Consider the following 21,117-nt stretch of genomic DNA (forward strand, 5'->3'; position numbering starts at 1 on the left):
CCGAATGAATTATTTTTAGGGCAGCGAGTAGATTTACTTGCTGCATAATTGATTGCAGTTATTACTTGAAACCAAGACGTATTAGTTTTCACGAATTTCTATAATACCGATTTAATACCATTGGAGTAGTTGTCACTGGCAACACCTTTTGGCATTATCTCAGGCCATAAATGTATGGCTGTTTCAGTATCAACCGTTATAAGTATCGTTAACACACAGAAGTTTCTGAAGTTAACGTTAGTTTTATTGCATATACCTTCGGTTGAATAGGTAATTGGTTTCTTGATTAGGGTTTTTCAGCTTTGTAAGTTATGAAAATTATTGTTGTCGGAAAAAACAAAGCCACGAAAACCTATACAGTGAGTGGTTGGACTCGCGCGGTTTTATCGATTTGCTTGCTCGGTATGCCTTTAGGTGTTGGCGCCTATCTAGGCAACCTAGTCTCGTCTACTAACGGCTCCGACATTTTAGATCATGAAACTACCGCCGCTTGGAAAGCCTCCCTCGATCAACAAAAAGAATCCATTGAAGAAAGTAAGCGTGAAGCCAGTGAAAACATAGCGGCGCTTACTTTACGAATGGCTGAACTCCAAGCTCGACTGGTTCGCTTAGATGCTCTTGGTGAGCGACTGACTACGGTTGCGAGTCTTGATGCCGGTGAGTTTGATTTTAGTCAGCAACCCGCACTGGGTGGTCCCGAACTTCCGGGTGATGAAGGTAACAGCACATTTGTTCCCCCCAGTTTTGTCGATGTTATCGACGACCTAGCCAAACAAATTGAAGATCGAGAGCAGCAGTTAGAAACATTGGAAGCTCTTATCGCAAATCGAAAAATTCAAAACGATGTCTTTATTGCTGGCCGACCTATTAAAAAAGGTTGGATGTCTTCCCGCTTTGGCAGACGAACAGATCCCTTCAATGGCGGCATTTCTTGGCACAGTGGTGTTGATTTCGCCGGTCAGTTAAATTCTGAGGTTGTGGCGGTCGCCTCTGGTGTTGTGACCTGGTCAAGCGAGCGTAGCGGCTATGGTCAGCTGGTCGAAATTAATCACGGCTCGGGTTTTTCTACCCGATATGCACACAATAGCGAAAATCTCGTAAAAGTTGGCGACGTCGTCAAAAAAGGACAGACAGTTGCCTTAATGGGAAGCAGTGGTAGATCAACAGGTCCTCATGTGCATTTTGAAGTGTACAAAAATGGCCGCGCTGTTGACCCTTCTTCTTATATTCACCGAACTCATCGGAAGTAACCCTCCCTTTCGCTTGCTAACGTAAGCACCTTCCTGTTTACTGGCGCCCTTTGCTGGCCCATGTCGCCCTAATGGATTTTTTACGGAAACTGTAATGATAGGTAATGTCTTTAAAGCCGTATTTGGCACGAAAAACGATCGTGAAATTAAGCGCATGAGGCGCATAGTCACAAACATTAATGCGTTTGAAGACGAATATATAAAGCTCTCAGATGAGCAGATCAAAGAAAAAACGGCAGAATTTAAGCAGCGTTTTCAAAACGGTACTACTCTCGATAGCTTGCTTCCTGAAGCTTTCGCTTTAGTGCGAGAAGCGGGTAAGCGAACCCTAGAGATGCGTCACTTTGATGTTCAGATGATTGGTGGAATTACCTTGCACGAAGGGCGTATTGCAGAAATGCGTACCGGTGAAGGTAAAACCCTAATGGCTACTCTGCCGGTGTATTTGAATGCATTGTCTGGCAAAGGTGTTCACGTCGTTACCGTGAATGATTACCTTGCTCGCCGCGACGCGGAATGGATGACTCCTCTTTACAACGCGTTAGGTATGGAAGTCGGCACAATCTATTCAATGCAAGACCCAACCGAGAAAAAATTAGCCTACGCGGCTGATATTACCTACGGAACTAACAATGAGTTTGGTTTCGATTATTTGCGCGACAATATGGCATTGACGCTTTCTGATAAGGCTCAGCGTCCTCTTAACTTCGCAATTGTTGACGAAGTTGACTCTATTTTGATCGATGAAGCGCGAACACCACTAATCATCTCCGGCGCCGCTCAAGACAGTTCGGCAATGTATCGCGCTATTAATCTTTTGATTCCTCTGCTTACACGTCAAGAGGAAGAAATCACGGAAGAAATGGACGCACAAGCGCTCGCAAACATTGGTCATTACTTTGTTGATGAAAAAAGTCGCAGTGTTGAACTGACTGAAGTTGGTCATCAAGAAGTTGAAAACCTTTTGGTTAGCAATGGTTTGCTTCAAGAAGGCGATAGTCTTTATTCACCGACCAATCTTGGCCTGTTGCATCATGTACACGCTGCGTTACGTGCACATTCTATTTTCCAGAAAAACGTTCATTACATCGTTCAAAATGGTCAGGTGATGCTAATCGATGAGCACACAGGTCGAACCATGCCTGGGCGTCGCTTATCGGAAGGCTTGCATCAAGCACTAGAAGCAAAAGAGGGTCTGCAAATTCAGGCAGAGAGCCAAACTCTTGCTTCGACAACCTTCCAAAATTATTTCCGTTTATACAACAAATTGTCAGGCATGACCGGTACGGCGGATACGGAAGCGGTTGAGTTTCACCAAATTTACGGCTTGGATGTGGTTGTAATTCCAACCAATAAACCCATTGCTCGTCAAGATTTGAACGACTTAGTCTTTTTATCGTTGGAAGAAAAGTACGACGCAATTGTTGAAGATATTAAAAGTTGTATCGAGAAGAAAGCACCTGTTTTAGTTGGTACAGCATCTATTGAAACCTCTGAAATTATGTCGGCTCGTTTGAAAAAGGCAGGCATTCAACATCAGGTTTTAAACGCGAAATTCCACGAAAAAGAAGCGGAGATTATCGCGCAGGCGGGTCGTCCGGGAGCCGTTACCATCGCTACTAACATGGCCGGCCGCGGTACCGATATTATGCTTGGTGGTAACTGGGAAGCAGAAGTTGCTCATTTAGAGAATCCAACCCAAGAGCAGATTGATGCGATTCGGGCAGATTGGAGAGAGCGTCACCAACAGGTTTTAGATTCTGGTGGCCTTCACATTATTGGTACAGAGCGTCACGAATCGCGTCGTATCGACAATCAGTTGCGTGGTCGCTCTGGTCGTCAAGGTGATCCCGGCGTAACCCGTTTTTATCTATCTCTTGAAGATAACCTAATGCGTATTTTTGCGTCCGATCGTGTACGCAGCATTATGAAAGCGATGGGGATGGAAAAAGGCGAAGCCATTGAAGCAAAAATGGTTAACAACGCCATTGAAAAAGCTCAGCGTAAAGTGGAAGGTCGAAACTTTGATATTCGTAAGGCCCTTCTAGAATACGATGATGTTGCTAACGATCAGCGTCAGGTTATTTATCGTCAACGTGATGAAATCCTGTCAGCAGACTCTATCTCTGACACTGTTAATGCGATTCGTGATGATGTAGTTGCCGATTTATTCCGTACGTCTGTGCCGCCGCAAAGCGTTGAAGAGCAGTGGGATATTCCCGAGTTGGAGCGCAATCTCGAAGTAGAGCTCGGCATTAAGTTACCTGTTCAGCAATGGCTTGACGAAGATAAGTCTTTGCATGAAGAGTCTTTGCTAGAGCGTATTCAAGCAACCGCAGAACAAGCCTGGAAAGAAAAAGCTGAGCTCTTTGGCGAGATTGTGGTGGATATTGAACGACGAGTTATGTTGCAAGTACTAGATACTCTTTGGAAAGAGCATTTGGCGAATATGGACCATCTTCGTCAAGGCATCAACTTAAGAGCCTACGCTCAACGTAATCCAAAACAAGAATACAAGCGTGAGTCTTTCGAGCTGTTCCAATCTTTGTTGGATAATGTGAAGCTTGAAGTCACTAAGATGCTTTTTAGAATTGAGCCTATCTCTCGTGAGCAAGTTGAGGAGATGGAGCGTCGCCAGCGGGAAATGCAAGAAAATATGGCGATGTCCATGGAACATGCCGAAGCTAACGCTTTAGCCGAAGAATCCTCAGGTGATGATGCTTCAGGAATAGAGACGATGCGAAGAATGGAACCCAAAGTTGGTCGTAATGATCCTTGTCCTTGTGGTTCCGGCAAAAAATACAAACAATGTCATGGTCGATTAAGCTAAAATTACTAGCTATTGATCACAGCAAACTCAGTAGGGAAGCTTGATAGCTTCCCTATTTTTGTTTGCGACCATCGAAATTATTCAGCCGAAGCGTTAGATAAATAGGTAAGAAATTATGGCCGTTGATGGATTCGAATTTCCTGAAATGCATACCGTTGCAGGTTTTAAAATGGGTTGTGCTTTTGCCGATGTAAAGGGGCGCAAACCTGCTGTAATTGAAAAGGACGACTTAGTCTTAATGACTTTCCCAGAGGAGTCCACGGTAGCAGGCGTTTTTACCAAAAACGCATTTTGTGCTGCACCAGTGATTGTTTGTAAAGAAAATTTGAGCGAAAACATACGGGCTCTAGTCATTAATTCTGGTAATGCCAACGCCTGCACTGGCGATAGGGGCTTAACCGACGCCCGAGCCATCGATCAAAAGGTGGCAGAGGTCCTATCGATACAAGAAAAACAAGTTTTACCGTTTTCTACTGGCGTGGTTGGTGAGCATTTACCGGTTGAGCGAATTACCTCGACTATTCAAGCCGCAGCCGACGACCTGAAGGAAGCCAATTGGACGCGTGCAGCCCGAGGTATTATGACAACCGATACACGTCCAAAAGGTGCGAGCGTTACCATCGACGTAGGCGGTGAAACTATTACCATTACTGGTATCAGTAAAGGTTCTGGCATGATCAAGCCGAACATGGCAACCATGTTGGCTTATGTTGCGACCGATGCAAAAGTTGAAAAGCAATTACTTCAACAATTATTGGTAGATGCGGTTGATCAAAGTTTTAACCGCATTACGGTTGATGGTGATACTTCTACCAACGATTCGTGCATATTGGTTGCAACATCACAAAGTGATGCCCCCGAGATAAAAACAGAAAACTCCGAAGCTTACTCAGCATTTGTCGAGGCCTTAAACTCTGTGATGCTGATGTTGGCGCAGGCGATTGTTGCCGATGGTGAGGGCGCTACCAAGCTGGTTGCGGTAAAGGTAGAGCATGCTGAATCTAACAAAGAAGCTTTGCGTGTAGCTTACTCAATTGCACATTCACCTTTGGTAAAAACCGCATTATTTGCTAGTGATCCTAACTGGGGCCGTATTGTTGTGGCTATCGGCTACGCAGGTGTTCAGGGCTTGGACGTTTCTAAAATTGATGTGCGTATTGGCTCTGTATTGATTGTCGAAGCTGGCCAAAGAGCGCCAAGTTATTCCGAAGCACTGGGTCAAAGTGTATTTTCTCAAGATCGCATTGATATTACGGTTGATTTAAAGCGTGGTGACAGTAACGAAACGGTGTGGACCTCCGATTTAAGTTACGATTACGTAAAAATTAACGCTGAATATCGCTCATAACTATACCCTCTGTTTTTATGAAACGAGTAAACGTAGCCGTTGGTGTTATTACCAACGGTTCTCAAATCCTAGTTGCAAAGCGTGCAGACCATCAGCATCAGGGTGGTTTGTGGGAATTTCCAGGCGGAAAAATCGAAGAGGGTGAATCTACGGAGTCGGCGTTGATCCGCGAGCTTTCTGAAGAACTTGGTATTGTTCCAACACAATGCCAGCCTTTAATACAGATAAGTCATGATTACAGCGACAAATGTGTACATCTTGATGTGTATTGGGTTTTGGCGTTTAACGGCATACCTGAAGGCAAAGAAGGTCAGCCGCTTCGCTGGGTAGCCGTCGAAGAATTATCTTCGCTGCAATTTCCAAAAGCTAACGAGTCTATTTTAAGCGAGATTAACAAGCGTCACTTTAAGCGAGCTTAAAACAAGCGTCATGCCCCATTGCTTAAATACCTGTTACTTAACACTCGTTACTTAAATAAGAGGAACCTCTGATTAACTTAGAGTTTCTCGCGACACAAGGATGTGTCGCCAATTTCAAGAACTGTAAGTGATTGAAATTGTGAAGAAATTGGAAATCGCATTTTCAATTTCTGTCCTCTGATTAAATCATGGATGAGTTAATCAGAGGTTCCAAGAGCTTAATGAACATTTTTGCGGTTCGTGAAATCTGCTATCAAATCGTCAGACAGGAGGTCATCATAAACAGAGCTGCCAGGAATCCGCTGATTTTCTGATGCCCATTCTCCCAGATCAATTAACTTGCACCGCTCACTGCAAAAGGGTCGATGTGGGAATTTATCACTCCACTCAATTTCTTTTTTACAGGTTGAGCAGGGTAATTTGATAGGTTTATTGGAATTCTGTTGGGTCATGATGATTCTTTAAAAAACGTAGATTCGTTGATGGTGTGGACAGCATTAACACCGATAAAAATTTATTCGCTCAGCTTAAGATAGCGTTGATGCAAGTCATCAACTTGATGGTACAGATAATCTAATCCTTGATCATTTATAATAACATCGTCGGCAATGCTCAGTCGTTGTGCTCTGCTTGCTTGGTTCGCCAATATAGATCTAGCTAAAGCTAAGCTTATGTTATCGCGAGATTGAGTTCTTTCAAGTTGAACCTCTTCGGGCACATCAATAACCAAAACTCGATCAACGATATTGTGTTGTTGCGTTTCAAATAATAATGGCGATGTGTAGATCACATACCGGCTGTTAGCGCGATCAATCTGAGCCTGAGTTTCCGTTTTAATTAAGGGATGTAAAAGTGACTCTAGCCAAACTTTTTCGTCAGGGTACTCGAAAATGATGGCCCTAAGTCTGGCTCTATTTAACGTTCCGTCGAATAAAATAATGTCGTCGCCAAAGTGTTGTTGTATTTGGGATAGTGCCGGAGAATTCGGTTCAACCACTTGTCTTGCGACAATATCGGCGTCAACACATACAATTCCTAATTGCTCAAACCTAGAGCAGGCTGCGGATTTACCGCTGCCAATTCCACCAGTTACACCAACGACAAATTTTCTGGATTTTTGCTCAGCCACGGCAATATCTACAAGTAACTCAGATACAGTTGGGTGAGTTCATCGCCCCAGAAAAAAGCGACCCAGCCTGCGCCAGCTAAATAAGGTCCAAATGGAATAGGCTCACTTTTATTTTTGCCGCTAAGTTGAAGGATCAGCGTGCCAATAATTGCACCCAGACCGGCAGATATTATGATAATCAGTGTTAGTTGTTGCCATCCACACCAAGCACCTAAAGCCGCCAGTAATTTAAAATCACCGTAGCCCATACCTTCTTTACCGCGTAGGATTTTAAAAATCCAGAAAACACTCCATAAAGATAAGTATCCGGCGGCGGCGCCAATAACTGCACTGTGAAGATCGGTGAATAGATTTTGAGTATTGGCTAAAAGGCCAAGCCAAAGCAGTGGCAGGGTAATATTGTCGGGTAATAATTTGTGGTCAGCATCAATAAGCGTTAAGCAAATCAAGCTCCAGGTGAATATAAGCCCTAATAAAAGCTCAATTCCAAAGCCCAGCTGCCAGGCGACTAATCCAGATAAAACACCGGTTGCAGTTTCGACCAGAGGGTAGCGAACAGAGATCGGTGTTTTACAGCTAGAGCATTTTCCTCTTAAAAACACATAACTGATTACAGGTATGTTTTCCCAGGGTTTGATAGCGTGACCGCAGTTGGGACAGGTGGAGTGAGGAACAGCTAGGTTGAAAGGCGTTTGAGTGGCAGTGTCAGACTCCGGTTGGACATCCAAGAAGTCGCAGCAATCGCGTTTCCATTGTCTTTCAAGCATTATCGGCAGGCGATAAATAACGACGTTTAAAAAACTGCCAACCGTTAGCCCTAAAATAACAACCGCCGGTAGTAACACCAGCGGTTGAGAAAATAATACTTCCATGAATTTTGTTCGTTGTTAATTTTAGATAGCATTACCAATTTGGAAGATTGGCATGTACATCGCAATCATAAGTCCACCGACAAGAATACCTAAAACGGCCATAATCAGTGGTTCGAGTAAAGTTGTTAGGTTATCGACTTGGTTATCAACAGACTCTTCGTAAAAAGATGCAACCTTATCAAGCATATCATCTAGGGCGCCCGACTCTTCACCAATAGCCGTCATCTGTAACAACATGGACGGAAATTTATTGGTAGCTCGCATGGATGTGTTGAGCTGGATACCGGTTGCAACTTCATCTCGAACACGCAACGTGGTCTCTTCATAAATCATATTACCGGTCGCGCCAGCTACAGAAGTTAATGCATCGATTAACGGAACACCCGCCGAAAAAGTTGTAGACAGGGTTCGAGCAAAACGCGCAATAATGGACTCGAAAACAATATTACCGACGATAGGAAGCTTGATGGTGTATTGATGAACAACGCGTCGAACAGCGCTAGATTTTTGGACGGCTTGGTTGAACGCAAATACCCCGACAGCGGTACCAATTAAGATAATAAGCCACCATTTTTGAACGCTTTCCGACAGATTTAACACGAACAACGTAAATGCGGGTAGGTCTGCGCCAAAGCTTGCGAAGGTTTCCGCGAATTGAGGTACTACCTTGACCAGCAAAATACCCGTAACAACTAAGGCTACAACGACAACCGCAATAGGATAGGTCAACGCCTTTTTAATTTTGGCTTTCATGGCCTCTGTTTTTTCTTTATAGGTCGCAATCCTGTCCAACATGGTTTCTAGGGCACCGGATTGTTCGCCTGAATCAACAAGGTTGCAAAATAATTCATCAAAATATTTGGGATGCTTTGATAACGCTGCAGCAAAGCCATTACCGGACGCCACATCTTCTTTAATTTCTAGCACCAAAGATTTCAGCGTCGGATTTTCAAGACCGTCTGCAACAATATCGAAGCTCTGTACCAGAGGCACACCCGCTTTCATCATGGTTGCCATTTGGCGAGTGAAAATAGCAATGTCTTGCGGTTTGACGGATTTCTTACCGCCCCCAAATAATGGCTTAGCCTTTTTCTTAACTTGGCCCGGTGTAATCCCTTTTTTTCGTAACTGAGCCTTTACCAACGCAGAGCTGCTACCTTTCACCTCTCCTTGGATTTTATTGCCTTTTCGGTCGACGCCTTTATAGACGAAAACGGAATCATTGGTTGCCGTTGCCATACGTTAATCCTTCGTCACTCGGTTTGCTTCTTCGAGACTGGTTAAGCCTATAGCGGCTTTGCGAAGAGCAGAGATTCTTAAGTTATTGAAGCCTTCTTTTCTTGCTTGGTCGGCAATCTGAATGGAGTTGCCGCCCTCCATTATAATTCTTGAAATCGAATCTGTGATGCGAACAACTTCATATACGCCAACACGGCCTTTATAACCATTATTGCATTGAGCGCATCCTACAGGGTGATACAGTTCTATCTCCGACCTCTCCATGCCGATATCGTCAAAACCTTCTTCCGACAGAATTTCGTCGGGAATGTCATCTGCAGGTCTTTTACAGTGGGTGCAGAGTCGTCTTGCCAAACGTTGTGCAATGATGACACTCACTGAGGTTGCCACGTTAAACGCAGGTACGCCCATATTTAATAAACGTGTTAGGGTTTCTGGGGCGCTGTTGGTGTGCAGGGTAGATAATACTAAGTGTCCGGTTTGTGCAGCCTTAATCGCAATTTCAGCGGTTTCTAGATCTCGAATTTCCCCAACCATCACAATATCGGGGTCTTGTCGTAGGAACGATCTTAATGCTTCCGCGAAGGTTAATCCCACGCGAGCATTCATGTTAACTTGGTTAATGCCTTCTAGGTTAATTTCTACAGGATCTTCTGCGGTAGAAATATTACGCTCTTCGGTATTGAGTATGTTTAAACCCGTATACAGCGATACCGTTTTCCCTGAACCCGTAGGGCCGGTTACTAAGATCATACCCTGGGGCTGGGCAAGAGCATCGAGATAAATTTTCTTTTGGAATTCTTCGTAACCAAGCGCGTCGATACCCAATTTAGCACTGCTTGGGTCGAGAATACGCAATACGATTTTTTCACCAAAAAGTGTGGGCAAGGAGTTCACGCGAAAATCGATGGCACGAGTTTTCGAAATCTTCATTTTAATCCGGCCATCTTGTGGAACTCGCCGCTCACTGATGTCCATTTGTGACATGACTTTTAAACGGGCTGAAATTCGCGTAGCAAGATTGACCGGCGGACGAGCCACCTCGATCAAAATACCGTCGCGTCGATATCTTACGCGAAAGGTCTTTTCGTAGGGTTCAAAGTGAATATCGGACGCGCCACCTTTAATGGCATCAAGCAGAACTTTATTCACAAATCGAACGATTGGAGCTTCGTCTACCTCTGAGGTGTCTTCTTCGCCGTTTCCATCTTCAACGGATTGAACGTCAAGATTTTCTAGCGACTCATCTTCCAATCCTGAGATGTTATTAATATTTTCATCTTCTTGATTGAGATAGGCCTCAATGGCCTTTTGCAGTTTGTCGCCTTCAATAAGTACAGCTTCGGTGCTTAGGCCGGTATTAAACTTAATTTCGTCGATGGCGCTTAAATTAGTTGGGTCCGACAGTCCGATAAAAAGCCGATTACCGCGCTTGAACAGCGGCAGTGTATGGTGCTTTTGAACCAACTTGTTGTCGATTAATCCTCGAGGTATGGCGTCGGGGCGAATTGCATCAATATCAAAGATTGGTGTACCAAACTCGTCAGAAGAAATTTGTGCGACGGCTTTTGCCGACGCAAGCTGGGCATTAGCAATATACCAAGCGAGAGGAATTTTCTCTGCTTTTGCATTTTTAACCGCATTGCGAGCATCTTCTTCCGAGAGGATGCCGTCACTGACTAGACGTTTGGCCAATCCACTCAATTGCTGAATCTGTTGGTTCATCCACTGTCCACTTGTACGTTGGAATTTTTTTAAGTTTAGATTATTTACCAGTTACACACGATAGTTAATGTGCCTTATTAAGAATACTCGTAAATTTTCCGTGTTTTAATGTCGATACTATCGCCAATGGGATTCAAAGACAGTTGCCAACGAATTTATATCTATAAAGTCATATTCTTACCGATCCTCACTTGGTTAGCGTAAAAAAGTATTCTGCGTATAAATTTGAGGATTCCAGTCATATATTGACAAAAAAAGTCACTTGGGTGGTGTAAAGATCTTACTTGTATGACGCGCAAAGTATTAATGGCTTGCCGTAATGTGAATTTACAACCACAAATAATCCTGTTTTAGTACACTTGTCGATGTTGGCCTAGGGGTTGCTTTAAGGCAAACAACTGTGAAAAGGACTTTTCGCCTTATCCGGTCCCACATAACTTCCTCGGAGAATTTCGAAATGAAACAAGTGCAAAAAGGTTTTACCTTGATTGAATTGATGATCGTTGTTGCGATTATCGGTATTTTGGCGGCGGTTGCGCTTCCTGCGTACCAAGACTACACCACCCGTTCACGTGTATCTGAAGGTATGACTCTAGCTGCCGAAGCTAAAGTTGTTGTAATGGATAATGCTGCTAATGGTACACCTTTGGCTTCTTCGGGTCTCGGTTCTGGCTACCCAACAAGTGCAGCTCCTAATAGCGCACTTATGCCTTGTACCAACGGCACTGATCCATGTACTCAAACTGTTGGTGATGACGGCGCTACCCCAAATTCATCTCCAAATGTTAACTCGATTTCAATCAATGCGAATACAGGTGAGATTACTTTAACTTACTCCAATCGTGTTTCTGGAGCTGGTATTAACTCGACATTATTCTTGGAACCGACTGCTAATACAATGCCTTTGGTCGCTGGTGCTCGTCCAAATGGTGCTATTGTTTGGACTTGTTATGCTGCAGGTCGCGCAGGTGCAAGAAGTGGTAATCAAGGTACTCTTCCTCAAAACGTTGCTCCTGGTGAGTGTCGTGGTTAATAACTAAACTTATAGTTTGGTAACAAAAAAGGCCCCAAGTGGGGCCTTTTTTACGTTTCAATTAAGCAAAACTTTGAATTAAAAATAAGTTGTAATGAAAATATCACGTTCTTTAGTTACATCAAAAATCAATGCCGCTGTATTGCATTTTTTAATTACTGTTGTGGTTGCTATTTGCTCGGGTATTTTAGTCTTTCAGGTTTGGTTTCCTGGGCGACTGTCACAAATGCTGGGTGGTATCGATCTGTATATTTTGGTGCTCAGCGTTGAGGTAACACTTGGGCCGTTAATGTCGCTGGTCATTTTTAATCCAAGTAAACCGCGCTCGGAATTAGTCCGCGACTACGTAATTGTTGGCGTTATCCAACTTTCGGCTTTAATTTATGGATTGTCTGTGGTTTCGCAGTCTCGACCTGTATTTTTAGTGTTTGTAAAAGATCGCATTGAAGTGGTCAGTAGTTTTGAGATGGACGACGTTGATTTAGCCGAGGCTAAAGACAAGCGGTTTTCTAAGAAAGGTTGGTTTGGGCCTGTGGAGATTTGTTCTCAATTCCCAGCAGACCCACAAGAACGATCAGATTTATTATTTTCAGCGGTAGATGGAAAAGATATTCAGATGTTTCCCAAATATTATCGGGAATGCACGGATGGTGAACTTATAGCAAGGTCTTTTAGTAAAGATCTTCTCTTGTCTGAAACTGTAAGAGCCAATAATCCCGATTTTGATTTTACTGTGTTACCCGAAGAGGATTTTGTTTGGTTACCGGTAAAACATCGTTTTGGTGCTTGGGTAAGAGTGTACCCCAACAAGTCTGATGAAAGTTTTCTCTATTTTCCTTTAGAGCCTTGGCAATAAAACGCTCAGGAATAGTTAAGATAAAAAGGAAGCATAAAGCTTCCTTTTTTGTTTTGTGAGCTTAAAACAAGACTTACCAAACAATTCGCATTGATAAATCAATGGCTCGGCAGTCTTTGGTCAGTGTACCAATAGAAACAAAATCTACGCCGGTTTCGGCAATATGGCGCAGAGTTTTTTCATTAACGCCGCCAGAGGCTTCTAGTTTGGCGAGGCCCGAGTATTCGTTTTTATTGAGCTCTACAGCGTGACGTAAATCGGTCAGTGTAAAATTATCGAGCATAACGATATCGGCCTGTGCGATCAGTGCTTCTTTTAGCTCTTCCAGATTTTCTACTTCAACTTCTACGGGTTTTTCTGGCTCGTTTTGCTTGGCTTTTGAAACCGCCTGAGTAATACCACCGCAAGCGGCGATGTGATTTTCTTTGATTAAGAACGCATCGAACAAACCTATACGATGATTAAAACAGCCGCCGGTTGCTACTGCGTATTTTTGGGCTGTTCTAAGGCCGGGAATGGTCTTACGTGTATCTAAGATTTTAATGTGTGTACCGGCAACCAGTTCCCGATAATAACGAGCTTTAGTTGCTACACCCGAAAGTAACTGTAAAAAATTAAGAGCGCTTCTTTCGCCGGTAAGTAAACTGCGCGCAGAGCCAGACAATTCAAAAAGAACATTGTCTTCTTCGAAGTAATCACCGTCATCGCCGCGCCAGCTTATTACAACGCTCGGGTCTAATTGTTGGAAGACTTCTTCTACCCAAGCTTTACCGCAAAGTACACAATTTTCACGAGTAATTACCGTTGCTGTGGCTTGGGTATCGCTATCGATTAAAGCCGCAGTTATATCGCCGCTTTTGATATCTTCTTCCAAAGCTTCTTTAACAGAGCGTTTAATATCGTCTTTTAATGTTTCTGAAACGGACGTAATCATTGCTAATAACCTGATATTACATAACTCGTTGACCGGGTTTGGCACCGGAATGTGGTTCGAGTAAATAGATTTCTTTACCACCGGGACCTGCCGCTAAAACCATGCCTTCCGATACACCAAATTTCATTTGGCGAGGTGCTAGGTTGGCGACCATTACGGTGAGCTTGCCTTCTAGTTCTTCAGGAGCGTAGGCGCTTTTAATACCTGAAAATACGTTGCGAGTTTCGTTGCCTAAATCTAACGTCAATTGAAGCAGTTTGTTGGCGCCTTTAACGTGTTCGGCTTTTTTAATTAGGGCAATACGTAAATCGACTCTGGCGAAATCATCAAAATTAATGGTTTCGGCAATAGGTTCTTGGGTATCGTCAGTCGTTGTTGGTTCTGAATTTTTTTGCTCAACAGGAGTTGGTAATAACTTAGCGTTAGTTTCCATCACTGCGTCAATTTGCGTTTTTTCAACGCGTTTGAGCAATGCTTTAAAACCGTTAATTTGGGTTCCACCCACAAAGGCAAGTGGTTGGCTCCAATTAAGTGTTTCATTTAAGAAGGCTTCTGCACGTTCCGCCAAGCTCGGAACCACTGGTTTTAAAAAGGTCATTAAGGCTCGGAACATATTGATGCCCAGAGAACAGATGGCGACAACTTCTTGTTCTTTGCCTTCCTCTTTTGCTAACGACCAAGGTGCCTTCGCGGCCAAATATTCGTTGGCGGCATCGGCTAAAGCCATAATTTCGCGAGTTGCTTTTGCGTATTCACGATTTTCAAAAGCAGACGCGATACCGTCTTGACCGTTTAAGAATTGCTGCCAAAGCTCAGGGTTTTCGGGTGATTGTGAAAGTGTACCGCCAGATTTTTCAATAAATTTAGCGGTGCGACTGGCGAGATTTACTAATTTGCCAACCAAATCGGAATTTACTTTTTGAATAAAATCTTCAAAATTTAAATCGATATCATCAACACTGTTAGATAATTTACTGGCGAAGTAGTAACGCAAATAATCGGCGTCTAAATGTTCAAGATAACTTTCGGCATTAATAAAGGTTCCACGAGATTTAGACATCTTCTCGCCATTGACCATTAAAAAACCGTGCACGTTAACACCGGTTGGGGTTCTAAATTGCGCAGACGACAACATGGCCGGCCAAAACAACGCGTGGAAATTCACAATGTCTTTGCCAATAAAGTGATACAACTCCGCCGAGCTGTTTACATTCCAGAAGTCGTCAAATTCTAAACCGTCGGTACGATCACAGAGGTTTTTGAAACTCGCCATGTAACCGATGGGCGCATCGAGCCAAACGTAGAAATATTTGCCGGGTTCACCGGGAATCTCAAAGCCAAAATAAGGCGCGTCACGAGAGATGTCCCATTCTTTTAAGCCGGAATCTAACCATTCGGCCAGCTTGTTGGCGACTTCGTCTTGTAAATGTCCCGCTCGTGTCCATTCTTTTAAGAAGGATTCGAATTCGGGTAACTTAAAGAAGAAATGTTCCGAGTCTTTTTGAATAGGAGTCGCGCCGCTGATTGCCGATTTTGGATTGATCAAATCACTTGGGCTATAGGTTGCGCCGCATTTTTCACAGTTGTCGCCGTATTGGTCGTCGCTCTTACATTTGGGGCAGGTGCCTTTAATGTAACGATCGGCCAAAAATAAATTTTTCTCTGGGTCAAATGCTTGGGTTACATTGCGACTGGCAATATGTCCGTTGGCTTTTAGGCGCTCGTAGATCAATCCTGAGTAAACTTTGTTTTCTTCAGAATGGGTGCTGTGAAAATTATCAAAACCAATATTAAAGCCTTGGTAACACTTTTCGTGATCGGCTTTGATGTTTGCGATTTGTTCTTCCGCTGTGATGCCGAGCTGCTCGGCTTTTAGCATAATGGCAGTGCCATGGGCGTCATCTGCGCAAACGTAGTAAGCTTCGTTACCGCGAAGCTTTTGGAATCGGACCCAAATATCGGTTTGTATTGCTTCCACAATGTGACCTAAATGCAATGGGCCATTGGCGTAGGGAAGTGCACTGGTGACAAGAATTCTTCGATTAGACATGGTTGCTCTGTTCTAATTACGGATGCGTTTATTACTACCGGGCGAGAAAAATAATAGTTGTATGCATTGGCACACAATCGTTACAGCCCCTAAATGTTACAACCTTTGAATAAAGATTAGCTAAATCAACGTTAGCTGGCTTATAACATTAAGCTTATTTATCGCGCGGTTATCTGTGATTCATTGGGCGCGTAATATACCACACTTGTCGGCTGATTTTCGCCAATGTCTGGGCATTAGGTTCGGTATGGCAGGTCTTGTAGATTTCAAACTCAAGCGTAATTTCAATGCCATTTACGTGTTGGCCTTGGCACAGAATTCGATGAACAGATGAATGGACGGAAGGTTTTTTCACAGTAAGCGTAATGTTTACTCAATTTGGATAATGACAGATTGTTTATGAGTAATTTACCAATAGATTTAGAGTCAATTGCACAACGAGTTGGCGCTCTTATCGAGCCGATTACCGGTAAGTCGTTACTGGAGATCGGAGCAATCAGTGATCTTAAATTTGCCAAGGGTAATGTAGATATCACTCTGACATTTGGATTCGTTTGCGACGGTTTACAGCAGGCACTATCGCAGCAGATTTGGCAATCTTGTCAAACCATTGATGGTGTTGAGTCCGTTAATGTGGATATCGACTGTGTTATTCCTGACGGACGCCACGTTGCTGAATTACCGCTCTTACACGGTGTAAAACACGTTATCGCGGTGAGTTCTGGTAAGGGTGGTGTCGGTAAATCCACCACCAGTGTCAACTTGGCACTAGCGTTACAGGCCGAAGGTGCCAAGGTCGGTATTTTAGATGCCGACATCTATGGCCCAAGCCAACCGCAATTGTTAGGTGTTGGCGGACAACGACCAGAGGCGCAAAACCAGACTATTATGCCCATTGCCGCTCATGGCATTACTTGCATGTCGATGGGCTTTCTCGTGACCGAAAACACGCCCATGGTTTGGCGTGGACCAATGGCCAGTGGTGCGTTTCAACAGATTATCGGCCAAACCCAATGGGGCGAGCTTGATTATTTAATCGTCGATATGCCGCCCGGTACCGGCGACATTCAATTAACGCTGTCGCAAAAAATTCCACTCAGTGGCGCGGTTATTGTGACCACCCCGCAAGATTTGGCATTACTCGATGCGAAAAAAGGCATCGAAATGTTCCGGAAGGTTCACGTTGACATACTGGGCGTAATTGAGAATATGTCCACCCATGTCTGTTCCAACTGCGGTCACGAAGAACCGATTTTTGGTGAAGGCGGCGGCGCATTGATCAGCCAGCAGTACTCAACACAGCTGTTGGGCAGTTTGCCGTTAAGCTTGTCTATTCGCAAAGATGCCGACAGTGGCAGGCCTTCGTTAATTGCAGATGCAGAATCTGACATTAGTTTGCGTTATCGAGAAATTGCTCGAAAAGTCTCCGCTCAGATCTGGCTTAATGGCAAGGCAAAAGCTTCTGCCCCAATGATTGAGATCGATAACGATTGATGTGAGCCACAGGAGCGTCTTGAATGTCTGAGCATCGGTAAAACCTTAAGTTTAATCAGGTTAAGTCGTGCCATGCGGTGTTTTTTTCTGTGAGGTAAGTCGTTATCATGATGGGTTCTGCGGTGCAAAACTGCTACTCAAAACCGCTGCCCAATACCCGAATTAAATAATGAGAGAATTATGAGTATCAAGTCAGACAAGTGGATGTGCCGCATGGCTCAAGAGCATGGCATGATTGAGCCATTCGAGCCCGGTCAGGTGCGCACCAGCTCCGATGGCCAGCGGTTAATTTCCTACGGCACGTCCAGTTATGGCTACGATGTACGCTGTGCAAATGAGTTTAAAATTTTCACCAACGTTCATTCAACCATTGTTGACCCTAAGAACTTTGATGAAAACAGTTTTGTTGATATTGTCAGCGACGTTTGCATTATTCCGCCTAACTCTTTCGCGCTTGCGCGTACGGTTGAATACTTCCGTATTCCACGCAATGTCTTGACTGTCTGTCTTGGCAAGTCGACCTACGCTCGCTGCGGTATTATCGTCAATGTGACACCGTTAGAACCCGAATGGGAAGGGCACGTTACCCTAGAGTTTTCAAACACAACGCCATTACCGGCAAAAATATATGCCAACGAAGGTGTTGCTCAGATGCTGTTTTTTGAATCTGACGAAGTGTGCGCGACCTCGTACCGTGATCGTGGTGGTAAGTACCAAGGTCAGGTCGGAGTAACATTACCTAAAACCTAATATTGAATCGCTAATGTAAAAGGCATTGGCGAAATTAACTTCAGAAGTTTCACCACTATGCAGTATCGATGCGCCAGCTGTGCGAGTATTTTCTCGGACAAACAAGCCAAATGCGAAGATTGGACTGACCCAACGAAAAACTTTATCTGTCCACATTGCGAAGTTGCACTGATGCGCACAGAAGCACGCAGTGTGAGTATTGGCGAGCGAATTAAGCGTGTGAAACCCGCTCACTGGATTGCTCTGGTGGGCTTTTTCTTAATGCTCGTGCTTATTGATCGTCGTGCGGGTTTACCGATACTGTTCCCTTACGTAGCTACGTTTTTAGCGGCTCTGGCACTGGTGATTCACCAGTGGTTCAAGTCATCACCCTACGAGCACACCGAAACCGTTGATATTTCATTAGAAAGATCAACAGACAGTAATGTTTATCAATTTAGGCCAAATGCCGAGCGCGACCATCATTAATGGGTTTGTTGCCACGGTTATTTTTGAACACTTTTAGGGGTAATTTTTTTGGAAGACTTTTCAGAGAAAATTGTTATCTCTAACGCTGTGTCTATTCCGTTGCACGAGGTGTCGTTTCAAGCGATTCGTGCGCAAGGTGCTGGTGGCCAAAATGTGAATAAAGTCTCCAGCGCTATACATTTGCGCTTTGATATTTCCCAGTCGTCGTTGCCCGATTTTTATAAAGATCGATTGTTGGCATTAAACGATCAGAGAATTACCAAAGAAGGTGTTGTTGTTCTTAAGTCTCAAGAACATCGCACACAGGAGCGAAATCGTTACGAGGCGTGTTTACGGTTGCAATCGTTAATTCGCCAAGCCACAAAAGTTGTTGCCAAAAGACTATCAACGCGACCCACTCTTGCGTCGAAAAAGAGACGTTTAGAATCGAAAAATCAACGCTCGAAAGTTAAAAATATGCGCTCAAAAATTGATTGGTAAAATCGACAGCGGATATTTTTAAACCCTTTCTAAAACAGATTAATTGTTCCATTTATTATGAATATCTCAGCTCAACAAACCATTATTAATACGTTGGCAGATCAAGGTTGGGGTGTGTTCGATAATGTTATTGATGACGGTATTCTCGAACAATTAATGCTGTCTTTCGATGAGCTTAACGAATCCGAATTTAAACAGGCTGGCATTGGCCGCAATCAATTGTCTATGGTTGATCATTCCATTCGTTCGGATGAAATTCGTTGGTTGTCCCACGAAGATAAAGACATTGTTCCGTTTTTTAATTGGATGGAACAGCTACGTATCGCCATTAATGAGGCGTTTTATTTAGGGTTATTTGATTACGAATGTCATTTTGCCTGTTATAAAACCGGACGATTTTATCAAAAACATTTGGATGCATTTGTGGGTAAATCGAACCGTCGTTTATCCACTATTTTGTATTTAAATGAACAGTGGCAGTCTGGGCATGGCGGTGAATTATTAATTTATCCCAGTATTAATAGTGAAAAACCTAACGACCATGTTATGGCAACCGTTGAACCTAAATTGGGTCGATTGGTGGTTTTTTTCAGTGAAGAATTTCCTCACGAAGTTTTACCCAGTCAAACATTACGCAAAAGTATTACGGGTTGGTTTCGGGTACGAGAGGTATAACAGAGAACTCTGATTAAATCACGGATGTATTGATTGAAGATTCTTAAACTTAGTTTTTAAACGCTAATGTTTAAGTGGCGTGTCAACCGAGCGACTGCTTGAGTCTTTAAACCGTTATTTCCTGCGTTTATTTTCAGAAGAGTTCTGTTGAAACAAAGCATTGAGCAGATCTTTCTCGTCGGCGGAAACTTGGCTGTGCTCTTTTGTTTTTATATCGGTAATGCAAACTTGGTTACGCCCTTGATTTTTGGCGCGATACAATTGTTGATCAGCTTCTGCGATTAATTCATCTTGAGTTAATCCACAATCTGCGGTGTAGCAAGAGACGCCAAAGCTGGCCGTAATTACCAATGAACCATCGTTTACTGGCAGTGGCGTTTGTTCAAGAGCAATTCGAATGCGCTCGGCGATTTGTTCGCTGATTTTTAACGTCGTTGCCGGCAGTAGTAACGCAAATTCTTCACCACCGTATCGACAGGGAAGATCCATTGGGCGAATAGCCGTTCTAATGAAGTCAGCGAAGTGTTTAAGCGCTCGGTTACCAACTTCATGACCCCAGTTATCGTTGACGCTTTTAAAGTGATCTAGATCGATAAATACCAAACAAAAGTCTGCGCTGGTTCTGCCGGTGCGTTCAATTTCTCGATGCAGTGCTTCGCGAAAATAACGGTGGTTATAAAGGCCGGTAAGTGCGTCGGTTCTAACCAGAGCTTTGAGCTGTGACAATTCAAGCTGTAAGCCGTGAACCTGGTTTTTTAGGTGAGTATTTTCCTTCTCTAAACGATAAAGCTCGGTTAGAAGATTTTCAGAGTCTAGCTGTTGTTTGGAAAAATCACCCATGAGAACACTGCAACTATTAGTCTTGATATGCATTATAGTTCGAAATTTGGAACATAAAGGCACGGGTGTGCATCATCATTGATTAAGATTGAACCACAAAATTTCCGATTATCCTAATCCGAAAAAGTCAAAGTAGGAAAATTACCACAAATTTATGTAATTACTAGCATAGTCACTGATAGGTTAATAGCCACATTTGAGTAAACAATCACGTTTGAGTTTGTGTAGATAGGTGCTGGTTTAAATAGACACTGGTGAATTTGGGGTTTTTTCGCGTTTTGTGAAATAAAAATCCGCGTTGATCTGTAACGCTTAACCAACATTGTATAGCAGAATCTAATTAACCCGAAGTTGTCCGCCGAGCAGGGATGTGTTGCCAATTTCAAGAAAGCTAAGTACTTCAAATAGTGAATAAATTGGAATTCACATTTTCAATTTTTGTCCTCTGATTAAATCGTAGGCGATGTAATCAGAGGTTCTGGATAAACTTTTGATTTTTTGTTGATGGAAAAGATCGATGTGTAAAATCGATAATTCAAAAAACTAAGATTGCTAGGTATGAATTAATTTTACGATAATCAAAGTGTTTTTATATTTCGCTTTTTTTATATAAATAAGCACTCAATTAACTTTAAACTCGACCTAATGTTTTTTATGGGATAAAGCCCACTCAGAGTAAGATCAAGAAACATAGAATTCATCGATCATAGCAAAAGCAATTTCGT

Annotated in this window: 19 protein-coding genes; 11 read left to right on the plus strand and 8 right to left on the minus strand. The window is 43.3% G+C overall.

The features are described 5' to 3' along the window. Positions 1–311 precede the first annotated feature (311 nt). The 4 genes from ACYQ28_RS03525 (at position 312) to mutT (ending at position 5,847) form a co-directional block, all read left to right on the plus strand. The gene (locus ACYQ28_RS03525; RefSeq protein ID WP_460048528.1) at positions 312–1,250 is read left to right on the plus strand and encodes a M23 family metallopeptidase; all 939 of its coding nucleotides are present in this window, start codon (positions 312–314) and stop codon (positions 1,248–1,250) included. Positions 1,251–1,344: 94 nt separating this feature from the next. After that, on the plus strand, positions 1,345–4,080 hold the full coding sequence (secA, locus tag ACYQ28_RS03530; protein ID WP_460048527.1) for a preprotein translocase subunit SecA: 2,736 nt from the start codon (positions 1,345–1,347) through the stop codon (positions 4,078–4,080). A 115-nt stretch (positions 4,081–4,195) separates the two neighbouring features. Continuing rightward, positions 4,196–5,428 (plus strand): bifunctional glutamate N-acetyltransferase/amino-acid acetyltransferase ArgJ, encoded by a 1,233-nt coding sequence (argJ, locus tag ACYQ28_RS03535; RefSeq protein WP_460048526.1) that lies wholly within the window; start codon positions 4,196–4,198, stop codon positions 5,426–5,428. Between the two features lie 17 nt (positions 5,429–5,445). Then, positions 5,446–5,847 carry an 8-oxo-dGTP diphosphatase MutT gene (gene mutT, locus ACYQ28_RS03540; RefSeq protein WP_460048525.1) on the plus strand — a complete coding sequence of 134 codons (402 nt, stop codon included), beginning with the start codon at positions 5,446–5,448 and terminating at the stop codon, positions 5,845–5,847. Positions 5,848–6,065: 218 nt separating this feature from the next. Here the strand turns inward: mutT and yacG are convergent, their stop codons facing one another. From yacG to pilB, 5 genes are all read right to left on the minus strand, one after another. Next, entirely contained in the window at positions 6,066–6,299 is a 234-nt protein-coding gene (gene yacG, locus ACYQ28_RS03545; protein WP_460048524.1) for a DNA gyrase inhibitor YacG, read from the minus strand. A gap of 62 nt (positions 6,300–6,361) precedes the next feature. Next, a complete protein-coding gene (gene coaE, locus ACYQ28_RS03550; protein WP_460048522.1) occupies positions 6,362–6,976 on the minus strand; it encodes a dephospho-CoA kinase in 615 nt (204 codons plus the stop codon). A gap of 8 nt (positions 6,977–6,984) precedes the next feature. Further along, entirely contained in the window at positions 6,985–7,848 is an 864-nt protein-coding gene (locus ACYQ28_RS03555; protein ID WP_460048520.1) for a prepilin peptidase, read from the minus strand. Positions 7,849–7,869: 21 nt separating this feature from the next. Continuing rightward, complete coding sequence (locus tag ACYQ28_RS03560; RefSeq protein ID WP_460048518.1) at positions 7,870–9,087, minus strand: type II secretion system F family protein; 1,218 nt, start codon at positions 9,085–9,087, stop codon at positions 7,870–7,872. Positions 9,088–9,090: 3 nt separating this feature from the next. Next, positions 9,091–10,812, minus strand: coding sequence for a type IV-A pilus assembly ATPase PilB (pilB, locus tag ACYQ28_RS03565; protein ID WP_460048517.1), 1,722 nt, complete (start codon positions 10,810–10,812; stop codon positions 9,091–9,093). A 457-nt stretch (positions 10,813–11,269) separates the two neighbouring features. Between pilB and ACYQ28_RS03570 the strand changes: the two genes are divergently transcribed. Beyond that, positions 11,270–11,845: a pilin gene (locus ACYQ28_RS03570; protein ID WP_460048516.1), complete on the plus strand. Its 576-nt coding sequence runs from the start codon at positions 11,270–11,272 to the stop codon at positions 11,843–11,845. Between the two features lie 94 nt (positions 11,846–11,939). After that, positions 11,940–12,701, plus strand: a complete 762-nt coding sequence (locus ACYQ28_RS03575; protein WP_460048515.1) for a hypothetical protein — start codon at positions 11,940–11,942, stop codon at positions 12,699–12,701. Positions 12,702–12,774: 73 nt separating this feature from the next. Here ACYQ28_RS03575 and nadC read toward each other — a convergent pair whose 3' ends face one another. After that, positions 12,775–13,635 carry a carboxylating nicotinate-nucleotide diphosphorylase gene (gene nadC / locus ACYQ28_RS03580; protein ID WP_460048514.1) on the minus strand — a complete coding sequence of 287 codons (861 nt, stop codon included), beginning with the start codon at positions 13,633–13,635 and terminating at the stop codon, positions 12,775–12,777. A 16-nt stretch (positions 13,636–13,651) separates the two neighbouring features. After that, complete coding sequence (gene metG, locus ACYQ28_RS03585; protein ID WP_460048513.1) at positions 13,652–15,685, minus strand: methionine--tRNA ligase; 2,034 nt, start codon at positions 15,683–15,685, stop codon at positions 13,652–13,654. 399 nt (positions 15,686–16,084) lie between these two features. On the opposite strand from metG, the gene apbC reads away from it, so the two are divergent. The 5 genes from apbC to ACYQ28_RS03610 all read left to right on the plus strand — a co-directional run bounded on the left by apbC (position 16,085) and on the right by ACYQ28_RS03610 (position 19,552). Next, positions 16,085–17,179, plus strand: a complete 1,095-nt coding sequence (apbC, locus tag ACYQ28_RS03590; protein ID WP_460048512.1) for an iron-sulfur cluster carrier protein ApbC — start codon at positions 16,085–16,087, stop codon at positions 17,177–17,179. A 180-nt stretch (positions 17,180–17,359) separates the two neighbouring features. Next, the gene (gene dcd / locus ACYQ28_RS03595) at positions 17,360–17,929 is read left to right on the plus strand and encodes a dCTP deaminase (protein WP_460048511.1); all 570 of its coding nucleotides are present in this window, start codon (positions 17,360–17,362) and stop codon (positions 17,927–17,929) included. A gap of 57 nt (positions 17,930–17,986) precedes the next feature. Next, complete coding sequence (locus ACYQ28_RS03600) at positions 17,987–18,397, plus strand: hypothetical protein (protein ID WP_460048510.1); 411 nt, start codon at positions 17,987–17,989, stop codon at positions 18,395–18,397. 48 nt (positions 18,398–18,445) lie between these two features. Then, positions 18,446–18,877 (plus strand): alternative ribosome rescue aminoacyl-tRNA hydrolase ArfB, encoded by a 432-nt coding sequence (gene arfB / locus ACYQ28_RS03605; protein WP_460048509.1) that lies wholly within the window; start codon positions 18,446–18,448, stop codon positions 18,875–18,877. 57 nt (positions 18,878–18,934) lie between these two features. Continuing rightward, positions 18,935–19,552 carry a 2OG-Fe(II) oxygenase gene (locus tag ACYQ28_RS03610; RefSeq protein WP_460048508.1) on the plus strand — a complete coding sequence of 206 codons (618 nt, stop codon included), beginning with the start codon at positions 18,935–18,937 and terminating at the stop codon, positions 19,550–19,552. A gap of 114 nt (positions 19,553–19,666) precedes the next feature. Here the strand turns inward: ACYQ28_RS03610 and ACYQ28_RS03615 are convergent, their stop codons facing one another. Next, a complete protein-coding gene (locus tag ACYQ28_RS03615) occupies positions 19,667–20,392 on the minus strand; it encodes a diguanylate cyclase (protein WP_460048507.1) in 726 nt (241 codons plus the stop codon). Between the last annotated feature and the right edge of the window lie 725 nt (positions 20,393–21,117).

It is taken from the genome of Sessilibacter sp. MAH1, from assembly GCF_054658315.1.

Bases quoted from the DNA above. Each gene is read 5' to 3' on its own strand.
- nadC (WP_460048514.1), bottom strand. From the start codon at position 13,635: ATGATTACGTCCGTTTCAGAAACATTAAAAGACGATATTAAACGCTCT.
- mutT (WP_460048525.1), top strand. From the start codon at position 5,446: ATGAAACGAGTAAACGTAGCCGTTGGTGTTATTACCAACGGTTCTCAA.
- yacG (WP_460048524.1), bottom strand. From the start codon at position 6,299: ATGACCCAACAGAATTCCAATAAACCTATCAAATTACCCTGCTCAACC.
- argJ (WP_460048526.1), top strand. From the start codon at position 4,196: ATGGCCGTTGATGGATTCGAATTTCCTGAAATGCATACCGTTGCAGGT.
- apbC (WP_460048512.1), top strand. From the start codon at position 16,085: ATGAGTAATTTACCAATAGATTTAGAGTCAATTGCACAACGAGTTGGC.
- ACYQ28_RS03525 (WP_460048528.1), top strand. From the start codon at position 312: ATGAAAATTATTGTTGTCGGAAAAAACAAAGCCACGAAAACCTATACA.
- ACYQ28_RS03570 (WP_460048516.1), top strand. From the start codon at position 11,270: ATGAAACAAGTGCAAAAAGGTTTTACCTTGATTGAATTGATGATCGTT.
- ACYQ28_RS03600 (WP_460048510.1), top strand. From the start codon at position 17,987: ATGCAGTATCGATGCGCCAGCTGTGCGAGTATTTTCTCGGACAAACAA.
- ACYQ28_RS03615 (WP_460048507.1), bottom strand. From the start codon at position 20,392: ATGGGTGATTTTTCCAAACAACAGCTAGACTCTGAAAATCTTCTAACC.
- metG (WP_460048513.1), bottom strand. From the start codon at position 15,685: ATGTCTAATCGAAGAATTCTTGTCACCAGTGCACTTCCCTACGCCAAT.
- ACYQ28_RS03575 (WP_460048515.1), top strand. From the start codon at position 11,940: ATGAAAATATCACGTTCTTTAGTTACATCAAAAATCAATGCCGCTGTA.
- ACYQ28_RS03560 (WP_460048518.1), bottom strand. From the start codon at position 9,087: ATGGCAACGGCAACCAATGATTCCGTTTTCGTCTATAAAGGCGTCGAC.
- secA (WP_460048527.1), top strand. From the start codon at position 1,345: ATGATAGGTAATGTCTTTAAAGCCGTATTTGGCACGAAAAACGATCGT.
- ACYQ28_RS03555 (WP_460048520.1), bottom strand. From the start codon at position 7,848: ATGGAAGTATTATTTTCTCAACCGCTGGTGTTACTACCGGCGGTTGTT.
- ACYQ28_RS03610 (WP_460048508.1), top strand. From the start codon at position 18,935: ATGAATATCTCAGCTCAACAAACCATTATTAATACGTTGGCAGATCAA.
- pilB (WP_460048517.1), bottom strand. From the start codon at position 10,812: ATGAACCAACAGATTCAGCAATTGAGTGGATTGGCCAAACGTCTAGTC.
- dcd (WP_460048511.1), top strand. From the start codon at position 17,360: ATGAGTATCAAGTCAGACAAGTGGATGTGCCGCATGGCTCAAGAGCAT.